The 25815-nt window shown below is 49.4% G+C and carries 18 protein-coding genes; 11 read left to right on the top strand and 7 right to left on the bottom strand.

The window, feature by feature from the left end; all coding sequences use genetic code 11:
* Positions 1 to 9: 9 nt before the first annotated feature.
* From MKY86_RS05975 to sbnA, 4 genes are read right to left on the bottom strand one after another with little or no spacing between them, the layout of a single operon-like run.
* On the bottom strand, positions 10 to 738 hold the full coding sequence (locus tag MKY86_RS05975) for an HpcH/HpaI aldolase/citrate lyase family protein (RefSeq protein ID WP_076076631.1): 729 nt from the start codon (positions 736 to 738) through the stop codon (positions 10 to 12).
* Positions 735 to 1007 (bottom strand): hypothetical protein, encoded by a 273-nt coding sequence (locus tag MKY86_RS05970; protein ID WP_076076633.1) that lies wholly within the window; start codon positions 1005 to 1007, stop codon positions 735 to 737. Before MKY86_RS05970 ends, MKY86_RS05975 begins: the two co-directional genes overlap by 4 nt.
* Positions 1007 to 2131: a glycoside hydrolase family 88 protein gene (locus tag MKY86_RS05965; RefSeq protein ID WP_076076636.1), complete on the bottom strand. Its 1125-nt coding sequence runs from the start codon at positions 2129 to 2131 to the stop codon at positions 1007 to 1009. The genes MKY86_RS05970 and MKY86_RS05965 overlap by 1 nt, the downstream gene beginning before the upstream one ends.
* Before the next feature lie 6 nt (positions 2132 to 2137).
* Entirely contained in the window at positions 2138 to 3109 is a 972-nt protein-coding gene (gene sbnA, locus MKY86_RS05960; RefSeq protein ID WP_076076638.1) for a 2,3-diaminopropionate biosynthesis protein SbnA, read from the bottom strand.
* A gap of 257 nt (positions 3110 to 3366) precedes the next feature.
* Here sbnA and MKY86_RS05955 point away from each other — a divergent pair, with 257 nt between their 5' ends.
* The 5 genes from MKY86_RS05955 to MKY86_RS05935 all read left to right on the top strand — a co-directional run bounded on the left by MKY86_RS05955 (position 3367) and on the right by MKY86_RS05935 (position 9942).
* Positions 3367 to 6105 (top strand): cation-transporting P-type ATPase, encoded by a 2739-nt coding sequence (locus MKY86_RS05955; protein ID WP_445669893.1) that lies wholly within the window; start codon positions 3367 to 3369, stop codon positions 6103 to 6105.
* Between the two features lie 308 nt (positions 6106 to 6413).
* The gene (locus MKY86_RS05950; protein ID WP_076076644.1) at positions 6414 to 7109 is read left to right on the top strand and encodes a response regulator transcription factor; all 696 of its coding nucleotides are present in this window, start codon (positions 6414 to 6416) and stop codon (positions 7107 to 7109) included.
* A gap of 1 nt (position 7110) precedes the next feature.
* Positions 7111 to 8154, top strand: coding sequence for a HAMP domain-containing sensor histidine kinase (locus tag MKY86_RS05945; RefSeq protein WP_076076645.1), 1044 nt, complete (start codon positions 7111 to 7113; stop codon positions 8152 to 8154).
* Between the two features lie 121 nt (positions 8155 to 8275).
* Positions 8276 to 9226 (top strand): ABC transporter ATP-binding protein, encoded by a 951-nt coding sequence (locus MKY86_RS05940; protein ID WP_076076648.1) that lies wholly within the window; start codon positions 8276 to 8278, stop codon positions 9224 to 9226.
* Positions 9226 to 9942: an ABC transporter permease gene (locus MKY86_RS05935; protein WP_076076651.1), complete on the top strand. Its 717-nt coding sequence runs from the start codon at positions 9226 to 9228 to the stop codon at positions 9940 to 9942. The genes MKY86_RS05940 and MKY86_RS05935 overlap by 1 nt, the downstream gene beginning before the upstream one ends.
* Before the next feature lie 261 nt (positions 9943 to 10203).
* On the opposite strand, the gene MKY86_RS05930 is transcribed toward MKY86_RS05935, so the two are convergent.
* Positions 10204 to 12528 (bottom strand): helix-turn-helix domain-containing protein, encoded by a 2325-nt coding sequence (locus MKY86_RS05930; protein WP_076076668.1) that lies wholly within the window; start codon positions 12526 to 12528, stop codon positions 10204 to 10206.
* A gap of 227 nt (positions 12529 to 12755) precedes the next feature.
* Between MKY86_RS05930 and MKY86_RS05925 the strand changes: the two genes are divergently transcribed.
* From MKY86_RS05925 to MKY86_RS05905, 5 genes are all read left to right on the top strand, one after another.
* Positions 12756 to 13691: an ABC transporter permease gene (locus MKY86_RS05925; protein WP_076076671.1), complete on the top strand. Its 936-nt coding sequence runs from the start codon at positions 12756 to 12758 to the stop codon at positions 13689 to 13691.
* Positions 13692 to 13712: 21 nt separating this feature from the next.
* A complete protein-coding gene (locus MKY86_RS05920) occupies positions 13713 to 14585 on the top strand; it encodes a carbohydrate ABC transporter permease (protein WP_076076673.1) in 873 nt (290 codons plus the stop codon).
* 58 nt (positions 14586 to 14643) lie between these two features.
* Positions 14644 to 16206, top strand: a complete 1563-nt coding sequence (locus tag MKY86_RS05915) for an extracellular solute-binding protein (RefSeq protein WP_083684631.1) — start codon at positions 14644 to 14646, stop codon at positions 16204 to 16206.
* Positions 16207 to 16239: 33 nt separating this feature from the next.
* Positions 16240 to 17190, top strand: coding sequence for an MTP-1 family protein (locus MKY86_RS05910; RefSeq protein WP_076076676.1), 951 nt, complete (start codon positions 16240 to 16242; stop codon positions 17188 to 17190).
* Between the two features lie 65 nt (positions 17191 to 17255).
* The gene (locus MKY86_RS05905; RefSeq protein ID WP_083684634.1) at positions 17256 to 18266 is read left to right on the top strand and encodes a glycoside hydrolase family 130 protein; all 1011 of its coding nucleotides are present in this window, start codon (positions 17256 to 17258) and stop codon (positions 18264 to 18266) included.
* 66 nt (positions 18267 to 18332) lie between these two features.
* Here the strand turns inward: MKY86_RS05905 and MKY86_RS05900 are convergent, their stop codons facing one another.
* Entirely contained in the window at positions 18333 to 18977 is a 645-nt protein-coding gene (locus MKY86_RS05900; RefSeq protein ID WP_076076681.1) for a hypothetical protein, read from the bottom strand.
* 318 nt (positions 18978 to 19295) lie between these two features.
* Here MKY86_RS05900 and MKY86_RS05895 point away from each other — a divergent pair, with 318 nt between their 5' ends.
* The gene (locus MKY86_RS05895; protein WP_083684637.1) at positions 19296 to 22409 is read left to right on the top strand and encodes an amidase family protein; all 3114 of its coding nucleotides are present in this window, start codon (positions 19296 to 19298) and stop codon (positions 22407 to 22409) included.
* Positions 22410 to 23013: 604 nt separating this feature from the next.
* On the opposite strand, the gene MKY86_RS05890 is transcribed toward MKY86_RS05895, so the two are convergent.
* Complete coding sequence (locus MKY86_RS05890; RefSeq protein WP_340826595.1) at positions 23014 to 25731, bottom strand: chromosome segregation protein SMC; 2718 nt, start codon at positions 25729 to 25731, stop codon at positions 23014 to 23016.
* Between the last annotated feature and the right edge of the window lie 84 nt (positions 25732 to 25815).

Here is a 25815-nt window from a genome sequence, read left to right as displayed (position 1 = left end):
AACAGCCTCCTACGCTATTGAAATTCCGTATATCTCTTGGACAACGGCCACCTGGTCCGGATGGATTACAGAACGCCCCGTGAAGCCGTATTCCCTGGAGAGCAGACAATCCTCGCGGAACCCCTCCATATCCCGAAAAGCCATGTAAGTGGTGTCAAAGCATTGAAGGCCCACACTGCGGCAGTATTCCCCCAGCTTCTGCTTGGCCTTCCGGACCTCCAGGGCCGGGTCCACAAGCCCCTTAGCCACACAATCATTGAAATAATCTGTTCCTCCAAAGGTAAACGCATAGATATTCCGGCTGGCCTGGTGAATCTCTCCGATATTGAATATAGCCTCGCAGCATTCAATCATGACTTCATAGCTGGGAGAATAGTTCAAGCTGCGCTTGTGTATAATATCCTGCACCTTGCGTTCCACTTGCCGTAAATCCTCCGCCGTCCGGACCATGGGCAGCCGGATTCGGGCAGGGCGCTCTGGCACAAGCTCCTCCAGATCTTGCTCCCAGTGAGAGGTGTGAATACTATTCACGCGGACAATAAGTGTATGCTCCGAGTCACTGAATTCCTGAAGGGCATTCTTGACCACATATCTTGCTTCGAGCTTCTTCTCCTCCGGCGTACCGTCTTCCAGACAGAGAATAATATTCATAGGATAGAAGGTCATAGCGTACTCTATGTAATTCGGTTTGTATCCCGGAACATAGAAATAGACTAAGGGTTCGGCAGCCTGATTCATCCTGTAACCTCCTCCCGCTCTAAGGCAGCGTTCAGCATGCATGTCAAGGCTTCGCAGCGGCTGCGGATGACCCACTCATTGGCTCCATTGAACCAGATCTGGGGGGACAGATCCGCCAAGCCATACTGCTTCAGAATGGGAACAACATATTCATAGACTTGGCGGTCCGTAAGCTCCGGCACCATATTCATGCATTGCATTGCAGCGTGGCCTTCTTCGATGACAATTTTAATATCGCTAGATTCTATCGATCCGACACTGACATTCATTAAAAACCGACCTCCAATGAGTAATATAGAGCCTCCAGCAGAAAATAATCGCCCCAGATCTGGGATTCGCCTGCGGCTTGAACGACATGCAGCGGCGTGCTGGCGTGCACCAGCAGTCCTTCATGTTCCGGACCCGGGGGCGCATACTCCGCAGAGATCAGAATATCGAGCACCCTTTCTGCTTCTTGCCGGAACTGCTGATGTAAGGGATCATTAGGACTTAAGGCTGCGGCAAACTGGTAGAATGCAGAGCAAGCGATCGCCGCAGCGGAAGCATCCCTCATAGCCGTCTCCTGATGGGACAGCATCAGATCCCAGGCCGGAACACCATCCGAACAGACATGGGCTAAGTAGAAGGCAGAGAGTTGCCCAACCTTTGTCCTCCACTCCTCTTCATGGCCCAGCACATACATTTGAACTGCTCCATAGAGTGCCCAGGTGTGGCCTCTGGCCCATACCGATGCTGAGCTGAACTTGGCATTCTTGTTGTAGGGCTGCTCCGGGGCTCCCGTAAGTGTGTCCATTCTCATATATTCGTAAGTGAAGCCGTCTTCCCTCATCAGCGCAGCACTTGTAATCCGCGCTGATTCGATGGCAGCGGCGCGGTAGCGCTCCTCACCGGTTATCCGATAGGCCCATAGCCACAACCGTATGTTCATCATACTGTCGACGCCTGCATAGCGCTTCCCCTCGGGCAGCCAATTGCATTCCAGATAACCGCCCGGGAGACGCGAATCAAAGAGGCTGTCAGCAGCTTCAAGCGCAATCGTTCTGTATGCTTCCTTACCGGTCAGATCGTACCCGAGCGCATAAGAATAATAGAACAGGAAGCCAATATCCTGATAATCCCCCTGATTCTTATAAGACTCAATCCCGCCCATCCAGCGGTCAGCTTCCTCAATATAAAGAGTATCGCCGGTCAACTGATAGAGCTGGTAGAGGAGTCCAATGAAGAATCCGGAGGACCACTTATCCTCCAGCATATATCTTCCGTTGTTCGTAACATAAGGAAGCCTAATCTCACCGGAGGATGGCATAGAAGCAAGCTTGTCAAGCTGCCTGCGCGTCTGTCTGACTGCACGGTCAATCACCTCATTACGTAAGGAAACGGTAATCTCCAGCACCCCCGATCATATTTTCACAGCGCTTTTACCCAGTTCAATTCCAATCTGCTCCAGCCATTCATCCGAAAAAATAGTATTGTAGTACCGGTCTCCGCGATCTGGAAGAATCGCAAGCACTTTGTCCCCGCCAGGCAGGCGGCGGGCAAGCTTCAGGGCCGCGAACACCGCTGCACCTGCGGAGCCGCCGACCAGCAGCCCTTCTTCCTTAACCAGCCTGCGGGTGGTGGAGAAGGCCTCTGCATCCGAGACATGCGTAATCTCGTCATACAGCTCTCTTCGCACATTGCCCGGTACTATAGCTGAACCAATGCCAATCTGATGTCTGACACCTGGCGGCTTCCCGAAGGTAACCGAGCCGGCAGCATCAACAGCCATAATCTTTATGTGCGGGATATGTTCTTTCAGCCCCAGACTGCACCCGGTAATGAGACCGCAGGTGCCTGCCGGTATCACCGCCCACTGAAGCTCATTACCGAACGCCTCATAGATTTCAAGCGCGGTCGTTTGTCTGTGTGCCTCAGGATTACTCGGGTTATTATACTGATTAGGCCAGAATGCTCCCAGTTGCTTGACGAGATCCTGTACCTTGTCCAGGCGGGCTCTAAGATAGTTGCCATACTCATCAGCCTGATCAACCATTACCGTCTCCGCACCATAGGCCTGGATAATACTGAGATTGACCAGACTGATCTTGGGATCGACCACACAGATCAGCTTGTACCCCTTTTGCCGTGCCACAAGCGCCAGCCCGATGGCCAGATTCCCGGAGGAGGATTCAACAATCGTGCCGCCGGGCTTCAGTTGTCCCGCTGCCTCCGCTTGGCTGATAATGTAGAGCGCCGTGCGGTCCTTCATGCTGCCGCCGGGATTAAGCCCCTCCAGCTTGATGAATACCTGCGCCCCATACGGGTCCGGAAGATAATTCAGTTTAACAATAGGCGTGTTCCCAATTAATTGCAGCACATTGTCGTAGATCAAACCTATCACCTCCCAAGGCATATTCTCATAGATTTTTCTATAAAAAGTAAAATAAATACATTTGCATCATACACTTCTATCCTAATAAATGTAAATATATTAAAAATTTTTATCACTTTGATTCAAAATTTCTATAAAAATCCATCACCTTGAATTTCTATTAGTGAACATTTCGCAACGACTTCCCTCTAAAGCGTTTGCCCGGACGGGTTCCCGTGTAATGAATGGGAAGATTTGAACCAGAGGAGGCGACTGACTTGGCGAAGAAGCAGGACAAGCTGTGGCATGCCATGGACAGCCAGCGTACGCTGGAAGCATTGGAGACAAGCAGGGAACAGGGATTGAGCGGCAGCGAGGCAACCGCGCGGCTGAACCGTTATGGAAGGAATGAGCTGCCGGAAGGTAAAAAATCGCCGGCAGCCCTTAAATTTGTGAAGCATTTCAATGATGTGCTGATCTACATTTTGCTGGTTGCTGCCGTCATTATGGCCCTGCTCGGCCATTGGACCGATACCATCGTCATCATTATCGTAGCCATCGTCAACGCGGCCATCGGTTTCGTGCAGGAGCACCGGGCCGAGCAAGCGCTGGAGGGCATCAAGAATATGCTGTCCCCGGAAGCTCAGGTACTGCGGGACAGCAGCCCGGCGGCCATCGAAGCGGCAGAGCTGGTGCCGGGCGATATCGTGCTGCTCAATACGGGCGACCGAATCCCGGCAGATCTCAGGCTGCTCAGCAGCAGTAATCTGAAGGTTGAGGAATCGGCGCTGACCGGCGAATCCACCTCGGTGGAGAAGCAGACGGAAGCGCTGGAGGAGGACTGTCCGCTTGGTGACCGGACCAACATGGTTTTTTCAGGCACAACCGTTGCTTCCGGGACAGGAATTGGAGTAGCGGTAGAAACCGGCGGCAAGACGGAGCTCGGGAAAATTAACCAGTCCATCGCCTCCGTGGAGGAGATCCGCACCCCGCTTTTGCAACAGACCGCCCGTTTCGGCAAAATGGTGTCGGTTGTTATCGTAGCCTTGGCCGCCTTGATGTTCGGATTCGGCTACTGGCTGCGCGACTATGAGACCGGAGAGCTGCTGCTGTCGGTCATCGGACTGGCTGTAGCGGCCATCCCCGAAGGCTTACCGGCCATTCTGTCCATTATATTAGCGATCGGTGTGCAGAATATGGCACGGAGAAAGGCCATCGTCCGCAATCTCCCCTCGGTAGAGACGCTGGGCGCGGTCTCCGTCATCTGCTCCGATAAAACGGGAACGCTGACCAAAAACGAAATGACCGTCACCTCTGTAGTAACGTCCATGCATGAATACGGGGTTACGGGAACCGGATACGCGCCTGAAGGTGAAATTATACGGGATGAAGACAAGGAGGCCGATCCAGAGCAGGACCGGACGCTGAAGCATCTGCTGATATGCGGGGTGACCTGCAACGATTCTGTGCTGACGGAAGAACAGGGGGAGTGGAAGCTTCAAGGCGATCCTACAGAAGGCTGCCTGCTGACGCTTGCGGGCAAGGCCCAATCTGAAGTTACTGAACTGAAGACGCGCTCCAAGCTCCCGTTCGACTCCGAATACAAATACATGGCGGTCCTGAGCGAATACGAAGGACGTTCAATCATTTATGTCAAAGGTGCGCCGGACCGTCTGTTTGAAATGGCGGACCGGCAGGCGGACGACGAAGCCGAGGCTCCGTTCGATGCTGATTTCTGGAACGGCCAGATGCAAGCCCATGCCCGCAAGGGACAAAGGGTCATCGGACTGGCGATGAAGGAGCTGCCGGAAGGCTCCTCCCCGGAGCAGATAGACCATGATGATCTGAAGGAAGGACTGGTGCTGCTGGGGCTGGCAGGGATCGTCGATCCGCCGCGTGATGAAGTCATGGATGCGATCCGCGAGTGCCAGAACGCCGGGATCGAGGTCAAGATGATTACAGGCGACCACAAAGAGACAGCGATGGCCATCGGTGAACAGCTCGGCATCGGCGATGGCAAGCATTCGATTGAAGGCCGGGAGCTGGACAACCTGTCTGCGGAAGAGCTGAAGGAAGCTGCACAGAAGTATTCCATCTTCGCCCGCACCAGTCCGCAGAACAAGCTCCAGCTGGTCGAAGCGCTTCAGAGCAGCGGCAATATCTGTGCCATGACCGGTGACGGAGTGAATGATGCCCCGGCGCTCAAGCGGGCGGATGTAGGCGTAGCCATGGGCATCAAGGGCACCGAAGTGTCCAAGGACGCCTCGGAAATGGTTCTGGCCGACGATAATTTCAGCACCATTGTTAAGGCCATCAAGGAAGGCCGGCGTGTGTACGACAATCTGAAGAAAACCATTCTGTTCATTCTGCCGACAAACGGTGCAGAAAGCTTCCTGATCATGGCGAGCATCCTGCTGGGCACAATAATTCCGCTGACGCCGATCCAGATTCTATGGGTCAATATGGTCAGCTCGGTCACCGTCTCCCTGGCACTGGCGTTTGAACGGATCGAGCCCGGAGCGATGAAGCGGCCTCCGCGCAATCCGGCGGCCCCCCTGCTCAGCGGCTATTATATCTTCCGCATTCTGTTCGTATCCGTATTGCTCGGCGGGGGAACCCTGGCCATGAACATGTCCATGCTCAGCAATGAATATGAACAGGCTGTCGTCAATACAGTGACCATGCAGACCATCGTCCTGGCGCAAATGTTCCATCTCTTCAACTGCCGCACCGAGCTGGGACCGGCAATCCGCAAGGGATTTTTCGACAATAAAGCGGTCTTCGTCGTATCCGGCCTGCTGGTCGTACTCCAGCTGTCCATCACCTATCTGCCGTTCATGAACCGGGTGTTCGGCACAGTGCCGATCGGCCTGTCCTACTGGTCCTTCCCGCTCCTCATGGGAGCTGCGCTGTTCGTAATTATTGAGCTTGAAAAGGCGGTTACGCGCGGAATTATCCGCCGCCGTCATGAGAGTGTAGCCGCCAGCGGGAATGGTGACCGTTCGGCTGCTGCTTGAGTGGAATAGATAAGAGCTTATCCAGTAAAAACAAACCAATTCCGAGCGATCACAACTCGAATTGGTTTGTTTTAACGTGTAATATTTAATAACGTCTAGTATTTAATATTGATCAGCGTCCCAGAGCTTCTTCATCAGTTCATAGCGTGAGACGACCTTTCATGATTCGCAGCCCTTTCTGTCAGTATACTTAGCAGGCAATCCATTACGCCCGCCAGCTAATGGTACCATTTTGGCAAGGATTGCAACAACAAGGGTAAGCAATTATGATTAACCTCAGAATGGTTAGTGCCCCGGGAGGTGGTAATATGTCCAAAACAATACTAGTGGTAGACGATGATGAAGAAATCGTGAAGCTCATCAGCAAGACGCTAAGGTATGAGCAATTCGCTGTAATTACGGCAAGCTCCGGGAGAGAAGCCCTATCTGCGGTGGAGGATCACCCTATTGATTTCATTGTACTGGATATCGTCATGCCTGACATGAACGGACTGGATGTCTGCAGAACGATCCGGTCGTCTTATAATGTCCCGATTATGCTGTTAAGCGCACGGGATCAGGACATTGATAAAATTGTCGGTCTGGAAATCGGCGCAGATGATTACATGACCAAGCCGTTCAGTATTCAGGAGCTAGCCTCCAGGATCAAGGCTCATTTCCGCAAAGTGGACAGGCTGCACAAAGAGTGGGGCGAGCTTAGTCCTGCCAAAGACAAGGCCGATGCTCCACTCATTTTGAATGACAAAACGTATGAAGCCTTTCTCTACAGCCGGAAGCTCGACTTATCCGCGAAGGAATTTCAAATTCTGTCTGTCCTGATGCGTCACCCTAACCAGGTACTGAGCCGGGAGCAGATCTATGAGAACGTCTGGGGAGACGAATATGGCGAGATCAACACCGTAACGGTTCATATCAAGAATATCCGCAAGAAGCTGGGTCCTGAGCAACACTTCATCAAAACCATCTGGGGCATAGGCTATAAATACACAGAAAGAGAGCACTAGGATGAAACTAAAAATCAAGCTTCCCCTGTTATTCCTGCTGATGCTGCTGATTCTGATGTTCTCGATTGGTTTGTATTTAAAGTTTATCTTTGCCGTATATTCCCCAATACGTACCACTTTGCTGGACTCACCATATGTAGTATTACTGCTGCCCATCTTCGTCATCGCCGGCTGCATATTTTCCATTCTGATCATCTATATTCACTTCCGCATTGAGCAGCCCATCCGGCGTCTGAATGCCCGGCTGGAGGAAGTCAATGTGGTCCGTCCCCTGTCTCCGCTGGCTTTGAAGCGTAAGGACGAGATTGGAGAGCTATATAACCATTTCAATAAAATGGAGCACAGGCTTCAGCTCGCCCACAGAGAACAGACCGATATGCTTGCCGCCATCGCCCACGATTTGAAGACACCCCTGACCTCGATTAACGGCTTCACTGAACTGCTGGCTACACACCAGAACTTACCCGAAGCTGAAAAGCAGGAATATTATGAATTAATTCAGCGGAAGTCCGCCTATATGGTGGAGCTCCTCAATGATTTCTCCAGCTTCACCAAAGAAAAATCGGAGCTTGAATCCATGACCGCCAAACCTGTAAAGGCGACAGAACTATTCGCAGACATTGCTTTTGAATATGAGTATGAGCTGGCGGGACTTGATATTGAACTGGTTTGCCGCCATTCCTTCACGGACAGCATATGGCTGACGGTTAATGAACCGATGCTCCGCCGGGTGTTCGGCAACCTGTTCAGCAATGCCGTTAGATATGGCGGGAAGCCGGATCTGAAGGTGTATATGACCGGATATCTGCGGGAGCATCATGCCTATTTTCAAATAGAAGATAATGGAATTGGCGTACCGGATCAGGACATGTCTTCACTGTTCCTCAAATTCTTCACGGTGGACCCGTCGCGGCAGATCCGGAAGGGCGGACTTGGGCTGGGGCTGGCCAGCTGTAAGTCGATAATTGAGCATCACGGGGGCGAGATTACGGCCTTCTCCTCGGAATATGGCGGTCTCGGGATCAGATTCAGCCTGCCTTTATAGTTTTTTATATTCTCTTCAGATCTGTTTATTTTTCCTTTAATGAAGCTTCATGTTTGGATGTGACAATAAGTTGTAGCAGGATACAACAATCACTGGAACCAAGCAGGAGGTCGGAGGAAGAATGAGTATTCTATCCAAGAAAAGAATCGGCAGCACGCCCGCTATACAAATTGACGGAGTGTACAAAAAATTTGGCGACTATTCCGTATTAAACAACCTTTCGCTGGAGGTCAGCCGGGGCGAGATCTTCGGATTCCTGGGACTGAACGGCGCCGGAAAGACAACAACGATCAAGATGCTGCTGGCGATGATCAAGCCTACTTCCGGCAAGCTCTATATGTTAGGTGAAAAGGTCGATGCCGGAAACTCTAAATTATGGAGCAACGTCGGATATTTGGAGGAGGCTACCTTTTATCCAGATCTGACTGTAACAGAGAATCTTGAGATCGCAAGACGCATGCAAGGGGTGCCGGACAAGGATGCCGTATCTCAAGTAATCTACAAGCTGGGGCTTACGCCGCACCAAAAGAAAAAAGCAAAACATCTCTCACTCGGAAATAAACAGCGCCTGGGGCTTGCGAAAGCGATGATTCACAATCCGGAAATTCTAATCCTGGACGAGCCGATCAACGGCCTTGATCCAGCAGGCGTAGCCGAGATACGAAATATGTTATATAATCTGGCGCACAATTTCGGCATCACGGTGTTCATATCCAGCCATCTGTTAGAGGAGCTCTCGAAGGTGTCCACACGGATTGGAATTATCCACGGCGGTCAGCTGGTGCAAGAAGTCGCAATGGACAAGCTGGAGCAGTCCTTAGAGAAAAGTCTGGTCGTTAACGGCCGGAACAAGCCTGCCTTAAAGAAGGTGCTGGAAGAGCATGGCTATGCCTTTGTGGATACCTCGGACGGCTATATCAGACTCACCAATGAACATGCGGCAGATCATCCTGAACGGCTGGCCGAACTGCTGGTTCAATCCAATCAGCCGCCCACATCGCTCCGGGTAGTTACAGAGGATCTGGAAGGCTATTTTCTCCGCACTATCGGGGTTAACAGGGGGATTAAATAATGAATATTCTATCGGTGTTACATTGTGAGCTTCGCAAGATTATCCGCTCGAATGTGTTCTGGATCATGTTCCTGGTTCTAGGCTTCGGGCCCATCATGATGGGCGTCGGAAATGCATTATCCAGTGAAGCCGGCGGTGTTACCTGGGAAGCGTATTTAAACGGATTGCTGGAGACGCTTGCCCCGCTGGGACTGATCGGATACACCTTTGTTGCAGCATGGGTATTCGGGCGGGAATTCTCAGACCGGACCATCAAAGATTTACTGGCCAAGCCCATTTCCCGAGCGAAAATTGTATTGTCCAAATTCCTGGTCATTTTGGCATGGTGCCTGTTGCTTTCTGTCTATATGTTTGCTGTAGGTTTTGCCGTAGGGGCCATCCTGGGCGTAGAAGGCGGGTCCGCCACTTTCATTTGGAGCTTGTTCCTTAAGTTCCTGATTACCTCGCTGTTGTACATTTTTGTGACCGCGCCAACCATTCTTTTGGCTAATGTGACGAGGGGCTACCTTGCACCCCTGGGACTCATCCTGATCATCGTCATTCTATCCAATGTGCTCAGCTCCTTCGGATTCGCGCCTTATTTCCCATGGACGATTCCGTCGGTATTCCAAAGCACCGGTTCGCTGCAGCTAAGCAGTATCATCATCATTGCCTATACCGGGATTGTCGGAATCGCCGGGACCTTCGCCTGGTGGAGATATGCGGAGCAGCCATAACCGGACCTGATCGTCTCAAATCATACGAAGAAAAGAGCTGTTCCCAAAGCCATGAAATGGCTGCTTGGGACAGCTTTTTTATTGCGGAGCAGGATCAACGTAAGCACTTAGATGGACGCTACGCAAACGGACCGTTGTTACAATCGCTGTTGTGTCCAGATTTTTTTCATTTCCCTTAGCGGTGAAAATCCGGACACAAAGGCGACCGCTGCCGCTTTTTCACAATCGTTCCGTCCGCTCCGCTGTTTAAGCGGGAAATAATCACTCATCATCACCTGCAGCGCTCTTCATCGCCTCCTGCTCACGGAAGGCCGAAGGGGTCAGCCCGTACTTTTTCTTGAACAGGGTGGAGAAGTAAGTGATGTTGTAGATCCCGACCGCTTCGCTGATCTTGGCCGCCGTGTCCGAAGTTCCAGCCAGCAGCTCCTTCGCTTTGTCCAGCCGGGTGTTGTTCAGGTATTCACTGAAGGATTGCCCGGTCGCTCCTTTGAACAGCTTGCCCAGATAGCTGGGGGACAGTCCGGCGATTTTGGACACCAGATCGAGGGAGATGTTAGGCTCGGCATAATGCTTATGGACATAATTCTGTACTTTTTCAATGAGACTATTATGCTTCTTGGCATTCATCCAGTGATTCTTGTCTTCAATTAACTTGCAGATGTTGGAGCAATAGCGGTTAAACAGGTTACGGATCTCCGTCAGATCCTCAGCACCTTCAATTTCGGTTACCGCCTGCAGGTAGTCATTGAAATTAGAATCCGGCACATGCTGCAAATAATCAAAAGCTTTAAGCAAAGACAACATGAGCTGCGTGCTGAAGGTGATGATCTGATGAACAGATCCGCCGGATATAGTATCGATAAATTCTTCGATGGCGCCAGCGATAGGCTCCGGCTTGCCCTGCTGCACAGCGTCAATCAGCTTCTTCTCGCTGGCGGCGGGATAACTTAAGGCCGTTAACACATGGTGCCGTGTCGCTGCCGCGTCCAGAATCGCTTCCTTCCCATAGATTAAGCGGTATTTCACATACTGCTGGGCTGATGTATACGAGGACGGAATATTCCCCTTGCCAAAGGAGATATCTCCTACACCTATCGATACAGTGACCTTGAAGTAACGGCTCAGGAAGCTTTGAATCGTACGCAAGGCAGGCACCAGCTCCTCCGGAAGCTGATTTTTCGTGTATTGAAGGATGGCGGCAGCTTCGTTTCCTCCCATAATAAGAACATCACAGGGGCCGATATGCTCCAGAAGCTCTTTGGCGATATTCCCAAGTGCGAAGCGCAGCAAAGACTGCTGTTTCCCCTCTACCCTCTCCCCTGCAGGCTCAAGCTCATTGATTTTGAACACCAGCACGCCAAAAAACGGCCCTGCAACCTCCTCGCCGATCTCCTTAATCATTTCGCTTGAGACCGAGTCCTCCAGGGATTGACCGCGCAGCAAGGCATGAAGATAATGCTCACGGACCGTCCGGGAGGAATGGCTGATAACGAACTGCATCGATTTCTCACGTTCATGATAGGAGTGGAACACCTCGGTCACCATCTTGTATTCATCAATCAGCGCCAGGCCGGATGCGGGTTTGACTGGGCTCGGCATGACCTTCTCCAGCAGCGCCGATAAGGGCTTATTCATGTTCGAGGTTAACAGGATAGAGATCAACAGACCTGCAAGTACAATACCGGCTGTGACCAGCAGCGTAATCCCCCGGAGCTGGTCAATGTCAGTGATGAGCTCAGAATACGGTGAAACGCTTACAAAATACCAGTCCAGTTCCTCTGATTTCACATAAGTGACCAGATTCTTTTCGTTTGCAATCGTTGTGGTGAAGCTGTTCTCCGGTTGGTTCTCTATTAATATGGTCCGTACATACTCCTCCCCGGATAAGTCATCCAGGAACAGATTGGAATCGGTATGAGACAGCACTTTACCTTCATTATTGATCACGAAGACATTATTGGCCGCGTCCGCTTTGCCGATCTTGCGGATCGTCGTCAGAATCGACTGTTCCTCCACATTGATATAGATCAGCGGACTGCCTGTGGTCTGGTATGCGAAATTCGGATACAGCAAGAAGGTCAGGAACTGTAACGGCCTGCCGTTATTCCGGCCCGCAACCTTCAGGCTGCGCGGATTGAACTCCATATACTGCTTCGCACTGAGCGCGGTGAGCGATGCGTCGAACGGAAGCCCGGCTGTATCGATGGTCGTGCCTGTAGAAGGCCGGTGGATTCCGATACTGTGGATATACGGGTTCAGATTGGCAATCTGTTCGATCTGCTGATGAATATGATAATTGCTCACCTTATTCTCCACCGTCTCATCCAGAAAGGACAGGATCTGCGGTTGAATCAGCAGTGTGTTTCCGATCGTCATGACTTGGTTATAGACGACATCCGAAGCGTATGTGATCTGGGATAGCATGGCCCGGGAATTGCGTTCGATCTCCTTGATGGCGCTTCGGGAGAACAGGGAGAAGAGTACACTGGACAGCAGGCTTACGGTTAGAAGCACGAGAAGGAAATATGAAATGGTGAGTTTTTGAAATGCCTTGTATCGAACAAGCCGCTTGATGGTTGCCCGCATGCTGTATTCCTCCCCATGCTGCTCGGTATCATTTCTAAATATAGTACATTTCCGTCTGGAACGGTACTGAATCAGGCGAAAATGAAAGCCATTCCTTTTTTTTGAAAGCCTTATGAGCAAATTTGAAAGCGTTTACCTGGTTTTAAAATAGACTCTTACTGCGGCTATAGCTAAGCTGAAATCAAGGCAACAGTCATCTATAACAAACAAATAGGGGGGAACAGGAATTGAAGAAAAAACGGCGTCCAGGGCTCAGCATACTGTCAGACATCCGCAGGAATGGCACATCCTATTTGTTGGTTTTGCCGGCCATGGCATACACGTTTATTTTCGGCTATATGACCTATCCTTATATGGTTATTGCTTTCCAGCGCTTCAATTATACAAAGGGAATTTTCCATAGCGAATGGGTAGGCTTCAAAAACTTTGAGTTTTTCTTCCGTTCCAATAAAGCGCTTACAGTCACCTTTAATACCATTTACCTTAATTTACTGTTTATTATTTTCGGCACGCTGATGGCGCTTACTATTTCACTGGTGCTGAACGAGCTGCGCAAGAAGCTGTTTGTGAAGATCAGCCAGTCGCTGATGTTATTCCCAAATTTCATTTCATGGATCGTCATTAGCTATGTGCTGTATGCGCTTTTCTCCATGGATATGGGCGTGATTAACAGAATCCTGAACCAATTCGGCATGGCCTCCGTGAACTGGTATACCGAAGCCCAGTCCTGGCCGGCGATTCTGACCATCATGCATGTGTGGAAGGGTGCGGGCATGAGTGCGATCATCTACCTGGCGACCATTACCGGTATCGACGAGACGTTGTATGAAGCCGCCGAGATTGACGGGGCGAACCGCCTGCAAATGTGTTTTAGGATAACACTTCCGCTAATGATGCCAACGGTTATTATCCTGACCATGCTCTCGGTCGGCAAAATTATGTACGGCGATTTCGGGATGATCTATGCGCTCATCGGGGACAACGGCACCCTGTATTCGACTACGGATATTATTGATACGTATGTATTCCGTTCCTTGCGCCAGATCGGCGACCCTTCCGAAGCCATGGCCGTGGGACTGTTCCAGTCGGTGATCGGATTCATCCTTGTCTTTGGTACCAATGCCATTACCCGCAAGTACTTCAAAGATGGAGCATTATATTAATTCCAGGAAGGAGAAGTATGGATGAAAAAAATATCAATCAGCAGGACGGTCATGTACACGCTGACTGCGGTCTATTCGGCACTATGCCTGCTTCCGATGCTGCTGGTGCTGATGATCTCCATCACGGATGAGGATGCCATTCTTAAGAACGGCTACAGCCTGTTTCCGGAGAAATTCTCTTTGTATGCCTATAAGCTGATCTTTACGAGCGGCTCCCAGGTCATTCAGAGCTACGGCATTTCGATCTTTGTCACACTCGCCGGCACCACGCTGGCCCTGCTGATTACTTCTATGGCAGGCTATACACTGGCTAACAAAAATGTGAGGCACCGCAATCTGCTGGCCCTTTACTTTTTTATCACCATGATTTTCTCAGCCGGCATAGTGCCCTGGTATCTGATGAACCGGGCGCTCGGATTAACCGATAATATTCTCGCTCTGATTATTCCGTCGCTCCTGTTCAGCCCGTTCAACCTCTTCCTGGTACGCAATTTCATGAACGGCATTCCTGACTCGCTGCGGGAATCCGCCACCATAGACGGAGCCAGTGATATTGTCATTGCTTTTAAGATTTATCTTCCGTTATGTAAACCGGTATTGGCGACGATTGCCCTCTTCTATGGACTGGATTATTGGAACAACTGGTGGAATGCGATCATGCTGATTGACACGAAAGACCTGTACCCGCTGCAATTCATGCTGCTGCAGATGCAATCGGAGATCAGTATGCTGAACGATATGGCCATGCTGGCCGGAACAAGCGATGTTACGCTTCCTTCGGAGTCGGTCAAGATGGCGACAGCCATCGTAACCATCGGGCCGATTGTTTTCCTCTATCCATACTTACAGAAGTACTTCGTGAAAGGGCTCGTGATCGGTTCAGTGAAAGGCTGATGTCATCCCTTAGGGGTTAACATATAGAAGACAACATAAGAGGAGGTCCGTATTATTCATGAGAAAATCCTATGCAACCCTGTTAGCTGTGGTGCTTGCCCTGTCCACCCTGGTTGGGTGCGGCAAGGCCGATAATGCCAGCCCTGCCACAAATGGAGCAAGCAATGCTTCATCCCCGAATGCAGAGAATGCCAATGCCTCTGAGGTCGTCAAGATCAAATACGTGGTTCCCGGCACCGAGCCTAAGGATTACCAAAAGGTGTTCGAGAAGGTCAATGAGAAGCTGGCCGCAGACGGTGTCGGAGTTGCCGTAGAGAAAGTCTTTATTCCCTGGGATGCCTGGGACCAGAAGCTGAACCTGATGCTGTCCACCGGTGAAGAGTTCGATCTGTTTCATGTCATGCAGGACCGCACTCCTTTTTCCAACTATTATACCCGGGGTGCACTGGCCGATATCTCAGAGGAAATTGAGAAGTATGGAGCTAACCTGAAAAAGAATATCCCGGAGGACATCTTCAACGGGGCGACCATCGGCGGGAAATATTATATCGTGCCCTCCTATTGGGTTGAAATGGCTAGCGAGGGCCAATTCAATATCCGCCGCGACATTCTCCGCGAGAACAATTTGCAGGAGCCTAAAACTCCGGCTGAATTGATTAGCGCCTGGGAGACGGTGATGAAGAACTGGAAGGGAAAGAACAAGCCTTACTTAGGCACCCGGGCCGATTTTGACCCGATCAATCTGCATACCTCCATCCTGCACCGGACCTATGACACCTTCCCGTTCACGGTTAAGGATAAGTTCTTCTATGTCAACCAGAACGGAGAGGTCAAATCCTGGATTGAAACCGACGAATTCAAGCAGGATGCCGCCTTCATGCACGAGCTGTACAGCAAGGGAATTACGAATCCTGACATCCTGGTTATGAAGCAGGAACAGGTAGATGCCCAGCTCGACAGCGGGGAGTGGTTCGTGCGTCTGGGAACCGGCGGAAGCTTGAACGGGCTCCAGAAGTATAACCCGGATGCTACAGTGGACGATATCGGAGTGGTATGGTTTAACCGGGAGAAAGAGTATCTGCGTCCCCTCTCCTTCAAGAACGGAAATGCCGTACCGGCGAACAGCAAACACCCTGAGGCGGCCGTTAAATTTATGGATTGGATGCTGGCCAGCCAGGATAACTACGACCTGGTTCAATATGGCATCGAGGGTGAGCACTACACCAAAGATGGCGACAAAGGCTTAAAGCCGATCAGAGACCCGAACAACAATAATAATCCGCGGTACAGAGGCTCTGATTCGCAGAATGGCAATGTGAACTTTATGCGCTTTGACCCGGAGAGCAGTATTCCTGAGAATAACAAGGTCTTATTCGAGCCTAATCCGAGTGCGGTCAATAGTATCGCAGCCAACTTTATTTTTGACCCGACGAATGTAAGAACCGAATATACCAATATTCTCTCGGAAGCTTCAGCCAGCATCACTCCAATCTATATGGGGGTGCTGGACTATGACAAGGCCTTCACCGAAGCGCTGGATAAGATGAAGAAGGCAGGTCTGGATAAGGTCGTTGCCGAATACCAAAAGCAGTTCAAGGAATATCAAGCTTCTCAGCAATAAAACGAGCTGCAACACAAAAGGAGCGGAGAAATCGTGAGCCTGCATCAGCAAAAACAAGAATTTGAAGCAACCAAAACCATCTATGAGAGCGCAACTCTGGTATTTAAGAACGTGGACGGATTCGATGTCTATAATATTTCAATTCCTTTTGAACGGGATGGTATACGTTACTTGTTCGGCCGGGTAGAACGCCGCGAAGAATGGGCCCGCTCCTGGGTTCGTCTGTTCGAGGAAACAGGCCAGGATGAGTGGACATTGGTGGAGAATAGCATGATCTATACGCTGGAAGACCCGTATATCAGCGAAATAGGTGATGAGCTTGTACTGGGCGGGACCCATGTGCAATATCAGAGCGGCAAATACAGCACGTTTTTCGGTTATTTTTACCGGGGGACGGACCTCCACGATTTGTACTACTTCACTACCGGTCCGAACAAAATGAAGGATATCCGCCTGGTTGCTCTGGCAGACGGCAGAATTGGCGTCTTCTCGCGTCCGCGCAATCATGAAATGAAAGGCCAATACGGCAGCGAGTCCATGATCGGATTCACTGTGATTGACAAGCTGGAGGATTTGACTGCTGAAGTCATTGAGAACGCACCTTACATTGATGGTATCTTCGGAGCAGGCGAATGGGGAGGCGTCAATCAGGCTTACCTGTTGAGCAGCAGCAAAATCGGAATCATCGGCCATATCTGTTATTCGCATAAGGATGAGAATGGGCAGGAAATCAAGGTATATTTGAACATGGCCTTCGTCTTCGATCCCGTGACCCGGGAATCCCATGACCTGCATCTGATCGGAAGCCGCTCCTGCTACCCGCCCGGACCTGCAAAGACACCGTATTTGACGGACTGCGTCTTCTCTTCGGGGATCGTGATGCGCGAGGACGGCAAGGCCGATCTGTACAGCGGCGTTGGCGACTGCCAGGCCGGGCGCATTACGATTGACTATCCGTTCGCATCCTATGGAAGCATTGTCTAAATAGATTGAACTAAAAATTCAAGTTAAAGCAAAAGCAGTTCCACATTCAAGGAGGATATTCAACGATGAATTTTAACAATACACCCATCATAGGAGCATTGGCCTCCAGTCCGCTCATCCGCCGCCATCCGGCCAACCCTGTGCTGGATGCAGCGCGGGTTCCTTACCCCACCGCACTTGTATTCAACGCGGGAGTGGTGAAGTTCGGCGGCCGGTATGTAATGGTATTCCGCAATGACTACGGCTCCCTTGAGCAGCAGACTCTTAAACCGTCTCATACAACGGATCTCGGGATCGCATTCAGTGAAGACGGGATTCACTGGACGGCCGGGCCGAAGCCGGTGTTCAAGCTGAACGACGAAGAGTTTGTGCGCGGATATGATCCACGTCTGTCGGTAATTGATGGCCGCTGCTACATGTGCTTCGCTGTAGATACACGGCATGGCATCCGGGGCGGGATCGCAGTCACGGATGACTTTGAATCCTTTGAAATCTTGAGCCTGTCTACGCCGGACCTGCGGAATATGGTGCTGTTCCCGGAGAAAATCAACGGCAACTATGTGCGGCTGGAACGGCCGTTCACCGTATACAGCCGCGGAGGCAAGGACCGGTTCGACACCTGGATCGCGGAGTCGCCGGATCTCATCTATTGGGGACGTTCCGATCTGTTGCTGGCGGTGGAGCAGGTCCCGTTCGCCAATGACAAGATCGGTCCGGCAGCACCGCCCGTGAAGACAGATAAGGGCTGGCTGACCACCTTCCATGCGGTGGATGTTGATCCCGCCAGAGGGAAGAACGGCTGGGAGCCGTCCTGGAAGAAGCGGTATACGGCAGGCATTATGCTGCTGGACCTGGACAATCCGAAGAAAATCCTCGGAATGAGCGCCTCGCCGCTGCTCGTCCCTGAAGCCCCCTACGAAATCGACGGAGGCTTCCGTAATGATGTCATCTTCCCCGGCGGCATGATCCTGGAGGACGATGGCGAAGTTAAAATCTATTACGGCGCCGCCGACACCGTAGAATGCCTGGCCACCGCTCATGTCGATGATTTGATTAGGCTTTGTTTGGGACAGTAAAACTGACATCTTAACTAACAGAAGCGGGTATCATCCATCAATGAGGATGATACCCGTTTTTTCAAACTATGCTTCAACCGCTTGCGGTAACGTTCTTTCGTACTCCTTATGTAACACATAACGCTGGACGCCCCTCGAAGCCTCTACTGCTTCCCTGGCATACTTAATCGCAAGCACCCTGTTGTCAGCTTTGCGTTCTATTTCTGCGAGCAGAGCTGATCTCATCCATTGCTTCCTAATGGACTCAAGATGTTCCCGCGCCTGTGCACTTTTCCCTTCCTCCAACAGCAGAACCACTTCATAGTACGCCCGGTAATCAGCATGGCGGATATACGGCACGGCTTCCTGAACAGCAGCCATGTCTTTGCGGTACAGTCCGTAACCCGCCTTGAATGTTGCCTGTACTGCTACCCTTTTATGCTTGCTCATCAGCTGCTCCATAACCGTTCCCGCTTTATCCTCAAGCCTGTTCGCAAGAACATACTGAATATAAAGGGCTGGATTACTTTTTGGGCTGCGTAAAAAAGACTCCACGCGGTCCACACGCTTTTCCAAAACTGCCGGGTAATAGAATTGGATTGTAAAAACAATGAGACAAGCCGCCACAGCCCCCATAACGATCAGGATGGGTGAATATTCGTTGAATAATGCGAATAAGACAAACACGAACAGCATGAAATAAACCGTAATGCTCCATCGATAGCGTTTCATTCTAAATCTCCTTTGAGTGTCATCCTATACAAGCAAAAATTCCATTTAAAATATTGTAGCACATTCCATAATCTATCAGCATAAAAGTAGGCTTATGAAAAAACTAACCAGAATAACTACCATATAAATAACATTAAATGTTATATAAAACACCTTTATATTATTTTTCATGCACTTTTTAATAAATATAGTACTCTCTCTTTGTTAAAATCTCTAAAAATAGTTCAATTTCATATTATTCATTGACTGAATTAATATACAATGTTATATTTCTTAACACAATTAATAATATACATAGAGGAAAGGGAGATTGCCTACATGAGTAAGTTAAAACGTCTGCGTAGAACGAAGAGGCAAGTTATAGCTACTTCCATTGCGTTATCTGTTATTGCTTCAGGAGTCGTTCCGTTTCAAACGGCCGATGCTTTAACGAGGGTTACTTCATCTAGTGGCACCGTATGGGAGATTCACGATGCTTTTGCACCCAGCTTGGACACAGGGAGCTTGCGTACCGTCGGTACTACACAAGTGCAGGGATTCGGTAATATCTTTGTTAAAGTATCCTCACCTTCAGCTTCCCTGATGAATGGACAAATGATGCGCGGGTTCGACCTCAAATACGATGGCGTTAATAGATTCACTTCCTCTCAATCTGTCAATCTGGGAAATGTCACCGTCACCCGTGATGTGTATGTGGACACTATCAATAACCGGACTAGATTCTTTGATACTTTTACCAATAAGAATGATATGGCTGTAAAGGTTGATGTATCCTTCGGCGGCTCCTTAGGCTATGGCACAGCGGCAAATGCTTCAGTGGTCAAGGCAACCTACTCCAATGATCTGGAGGTGACTACAGACGATTCATGGATTGTGGTCGATAGCAGCGCCAGAAACAATAAACCTCTAGGTGTTGCGGTCGGGTCTCCACATCCATTTAATAATGGATTAACCGCTCTAGGGAATCAGCAGCAGAATCCATTCACCACACCTCTGGCCAAGTCCGGTAATGAGGCGAATTTCTATGGCTTCATTAATACCTTGAATCTTGAACCGGGCCAGTCGAAATCCCTGGTGAATTTTGTACAAGTTGGAGAAGCTGGTGAAGCCGGGCTGAACAATCTGGTTGCCACGCTTAATGGACTTAATCAGCAGCTGGATGTATCCGGCTTAACCCCTGCACAGATCCGCTCTATCAGCAACTGGGATATCTCAGGCATAGAGGGACTTAATACTGGAGATAACCTGTTCATTCCAGAGGCTCCTGCAGCGCAAAGCTTCATCACTTCCTCCCCTTACGATGTTGTGAATAAATCCATTGCACAGATGCAACAGGATATGATTAGTGGTAAAACAACTTCTGTCCAAATTACGCAAGCGTATCTCGATCGAATCAAAGCTTACGATTTCGGGCAACTTGGCTTCCATGCCTTCCTGCATGTATCCGAAACTGCGCTGGCTCAGGCCAAAGCGGCTGATGATGCCCGTGCACAAGGCGCTTCAGGCGATCTGCTGGGAATTCCGATTGCGATCAAAGACATCTATGACACCAAGGACATGCCAACAACAGGCGGCAGTAAAGCGCTTGAAGGGTGGCGGCCTGAATCGGATGCCTTCCAGGTGAATAAGCTGCGGGAAGCCGGCGCGGTCATTATTGGTAAAGTCAACACTTCGGAGTTCGCCAACAGCGGAAGCTTCAGTGAAAGCGGCTGGATGCAGACATGGAATGCGCTCTATCCGTCCAAAACCTCTTTTGGCTCCAGCGGCGGATCAGCAGTATCGGTTGCAGCTGATTTCGCAGCGGCAGCTATGGGATCGCAGACAGGGGTATCTCTCTATGCACCTACAACAGGCGCCAGTCTAAAAAGCTTCCGTGGTACAGACGGCATGGCAAGTACGACAGGTGTGCTCCCGCTCACTTGGGGACAGGATTATGCGGGACCCATTGCCAAAACCGTAACGGACCTGGCTATTATGCTGAATGCTACAACGGGAACGGACCCGCAGGATATTTTCACCGTAACTGCTGATGCAGATCATAAACGTCCGGAGAACTGGAAGGAGTCGCTGGATGCCGGCGCATTGAAAGGAAAGAAAATCGGATACATCCCCGAATCCTTTGTCTCCAGCTACGCAGATGATGATACCGGACTAGCCGTAAAGAATAAGTTCTCAGAACTGCAAGCTGCGGGAGCGGAAATGGTTGAAATGTCAAAAATGCCAGCAGCTCCTACCCGTCCATCAGGCATTAACGGTTCTACTGAAGGCTGGGCGCGCTACATTGAGCTTCACAAAGCCTTCCCTTACGCGGACGGAGCAAGTGTACTCGCTTCAGATAAGGTGCTTATCTATAATCAGAGAGGTTACACTGCACCTACGCGGATGACGGAACAGGCTGTACAAGATTACATCAAGTATAGAACGGACTATAAAGAAGTGATCAAAGGCTGGATGGATGAGAATGGCGTGGATGCTATTGTGTATGCAGGCTTCATCAGTGACGTATATAACAATGACGCATCCGCCTCTCAGTTAAGCTCGGATCGTAACACAGGCGTATTAACGTCTAATGTCGGCCTCCCTACGGTAGTGGTTCCTGTAGGAACGAACGACAGCGGTTATTCGATCTCGATGCAGCTTGTAGGCAGAGCATGGGACGATGCCAAAGTTCTGGGTATGGGCTATGCGCTTGAGCAGCAAAGTCAAGCCAGACTGCTTACCGCTTTTGCTCCAGCACTCCCATATGTTCCAAACCCTACTACTCCTGATCCAACAGATAATGGACCAAGCAATCCAAGTCCTGGAGGAGGTACCGGAACTCCACCGGTAACAGCAACGCCTACACCAACACCGGCTCCTACAGCCACACCAGCACCAGCAGAAACAACAGCACCAACACCTAAGCCGGAAGTGGTCAGCTTCACAGATACACTGAATCATTGGGCAAAGGCAAGCATCGACCTGCTGATTTCCAAAGGATTACTAACAGGTTATGAAGATGGAACCTTCCGTCCGAATGCAGGCTTGACCCGTGCCGAAGCCATTAAGGTCATTACAACGCACATGGGGCTTGACGGACAAGCAAGCAGCTTCACCGATGTGTCTGGGGCGCATTGGGCGAACAAGTACATCGGCGCAGCCGCCAGTGCCGGCCTGATGAACGGATACAGCGATGGCACCTTCCGCCCTAATGCGAAGATTAGCCGCAGTGAATTAGCAACCCTAATCACCAGAGCCTTTAAGCTGACTGGTACCGGAACCACCTCATTCAAAGATGTTAATAAAGAGGCATGGTATTATAACTCCATTGATGCACTGGCATCGAATAAAATTATTACCGGATATGAAGACAGTACATTTAAGCCTGCTAAAGACATTACCCGGGCAGAGTTCGCTACTATGGTGGCGAGATTGCTGGAGAGTGGGAAGTAAGGGGAGTAATTATTAAAAGTATAGAATTCACAGGAAAGGCCATCCCGAAAGGGATGGCCTTTAACTTGCTGTAACAAATTCTTGATTTGTACTGCTGCTTGTGGTTAAAGTTTCATTTAGTGAATGCAAAAATAATGAGAATTATAAACATAACAAAAAAAATTATGAATATTATCAAGCTGATTTTTACATGATTATAAATCCTCATCAATTCCGGTTTTCTTTCTATCAACTTTAAGGAGGATAGGGATAGTAATGGGATGCTCAGTAGTGCTATAAAAGCTGGTATTATAGTAATCATGCTTGATGGATCAACATAATTGTACTTTTTCAAAATAGTAACAGTGCCTATTCCCATCATTGCTATCCCAAATAAAATTAATGCAAAACCGCTAGCAAGCATGTACCACATCCAAAAGTGAATATTAGTACACCATTGTAAGAAAATGAATTAAAAAATGTTAACACTTTAATACCTCTAATAATTATTTATTTTTTCTTGGTCACTATATCTTTAACCCAATCAGTTACTAACAGAACAAATCAACCCGTTAGACCAAGTAATGTTCAGCTCACTCTAACGGGCCAATCTACTCTCAAGCTCTCATTCACGCTTTAGAATCAACCCCGTCACCTTACTCCAAGGTACGGTAGGGTCATGTTGCACAATATAGGCTTTGGAAAAGCGGTCCAGGTAGGAGTTCTCATGTGACTTCGGAGATAGGATAATTAATTTGCGCTTTAGCTCGCTCGCATAGAGATCAAATACTTTTAACTTCCGCTGCTCATCTAACGCACTATCGAATTCATCCATCACAATAAACCCCGGTGCCGTTTGCAGATTCTGTAACAAAGCGAGTGCAAACAGTAGTGAACTAAGCGACTCCTCTCCGCCAGAGACACCCTTGCCAACTCTTCCTCCCCGTGCCTTCACACTGACATCCTCTAACGTTCCCCGGTGCCCTTCCTTGCGGGCTCTTATGAATAAATGGAACAGCACCCGTCCCTTGCGGTCCTCTTGCTGCTTCCAATCAATCTGCCCCTCGAACTGAAAACCGCTCATGTAGTTTTTGAATCGCTGCTGAATTTCCAGCACTCTCATATTAATGGTTGTCTCCAATTGATCCCTGAGCGTCTCAGCCCGTTCTTGATTCTCTTCATACAATAAGCTTGTCCGCTTATACTCATCCTGCAGCCGGTGAACCTCTTCTTCAATGACTTTGTAATTCTCAGGTGCAGCAGGGTCTAGACCCGATTCATACCTGGCATTATCAAATGTAACCTTCCCGGACTCATATTCTTGACGGAGCTTGGTAACCGACTGCGTTTTTTTCACATTACTAAGTTCTGGTCCAGGCTCGTTAACCAGCTCATCATAAATAAACCGGGCTGTTCCTTTGAAATTCTCAATTTCTTCGATGGCCGTAAGCAGATTTATTTGTGATGTCTCAAGCGCCTCATGGGTATCTTTTAATTGGATATTCATTTGCTGCAACGTACGCGTTACCTGTTCAACATCGTCTTGATTCTTGGCAAAATTCCGGTTTTGCCGGCGTTCATTACCGTCTATACGATCAAGCTGTTCTTCAAGAGTGTCAGATTGCTGCTTCATCATATCCTGTTGCGCGGCTAAGCTCTGGCGGTGCTTTGTCTTCTGCTGCAACGTCTCATACTTTTCCTTCTGCTGTCCCAAGCGTACATAAAAATCCGCTTCCTGCTGCAAAATTTCCTGTGTATGCTCCAGCTTGACCTGTTTCTCGAGGATTTTTTTGTGCACAACCTTTATTTCCTGAAGCTGCTGCTTCTGCTCGTCAAGACGTAGCACTTCAAGTGCATATTTCGCAGCCCGTCCTTCACGTTCATGCTTCTTGGTGAGGAAAGCTTCGGATTCACGAACAGCTTGAATAATCGCATGCAATTCCTGCATAGTCTGTGTATCATTCTTAATGGAATCTTCGATATCCGCAAGCGCTGTATTTAATTGGCTGGTATTCTTCTGAATTTCCTCTTTGCGTTTCTGCAGAGCCTTCTGGCTTAGGATATAGTTCTTCTTCTCCTGTGGCCCGCGTATCCCCCTCGGATCAATCAGCAGACCCTTCTCTACACGTATTTCTCCTGCCTGATAGAATTGCTCTACCCACCATAGAGCTTTAACTGCATGCGGGAATACATCATCACTGATGCCTTTTTTCACATGAATCTGAAGCTCCTGAATGTCAGTAACCGATCGATCCGGCACAATACTCCGCAGAGGAACATGATACAAATCATTCGGAGCCTGTACATGCATACCATCAAAAAATACTGTATATTTAATAGCTTCGAATTGCTCCTCTGCTGCGGGCCGGGCGGACTCGTGTAATTCAACCAGCTCATTTAAGGTATAAGCACGCACCCCATTCGCTTTAAATAGCGCAAGTGATTCTCTTTGGCGGTCCGACCATAATTGATTATGCTCAAGCTGAAATCCCTCTTCCGTTAATGCCTGAAGCAGCTTCGCCTTCTTATCTCGTTCATGCTTAAAGTCTCGAATTCTTTGCTCTAATGCTGCAATATTCTTATCCACATCATAACTGCTGTGATATTGCCATAACCGTCCCTGATGTTCGTACTCCAGTGCCTTATCCTGCTGAATCTGCGCATGCAGAATATAGCTTGAATTCATTAATTTCGCTATCATACCCTCGGATTCCTGGATGTCTGCATCAGCCTTCGCCAAGTCATGATTCCGTTCTTGAAGCTGTAAAGTGATTGCCTCGAGCTGCGCCTGTACCTCTTCTTCAGTGCGCGTAATTCCAGACTTTTCTTGATTGAGCTCCTTCAGCTGGTGGTTCAATTCATTAATAACGTTCGTGGTTTCATTTATTTCATTATTCACAAGAGATAGCTTCTCCTGTAATAAAGTGATTTCCTCGTTAATCTGCTCTTTTTCCGCTTGGACCTGCGTTAGCTCATAAGTAATCCGCTCGGCTTGCTCCTGCAATAGGTCAAGGTTGTCCTTCGTTGCTTCCTGGTCCACAAGCAATTGTTCTTGCTTGGCTAATAAATGCTGTTGTTCCTGCTTATAAAAGGTTTCTAATTTCAGTAGTGCTCCAGCGTACATCCGGCCTCCTTCTACAAGGCGCTTGCGATTATCCTCATACCGTTCCAGCGCTGCCTTAGCAATTCCCAGCCATTGCTTTTTATTGGAAACGTTAATATCAGCTGTTCTTAGACTCTCCTGCACTTCCTTCAACTTCTCCATACTTTCTTCCCAGTTGTGCTGTACCTGATCAATGCCATGCATTTCAGCAAAAATACGAAACCGCTCCTGCGGGTCCATGACCGCGAATTGATTAACCTCCTGCTGATACCAAATCAGGTAGAACAGGTCGGGATCAATTTTGTATTTGTACTGGAGGTCCTT

Source organism: Paenibacillus sp. FSL R7-0333 (assembly GCF_038000365.1).
Taxonomy (GTDB): domain Bacteria; phylum Bacillota; class Bacilli; order Paenibacillales; family Paenibacillaceae; genus Paenibacillus_AQ; species Paenibacillus_AQ silagei.
This window is presented reverse-complemented; position numbering and strand designations above follow the sequence as displayed.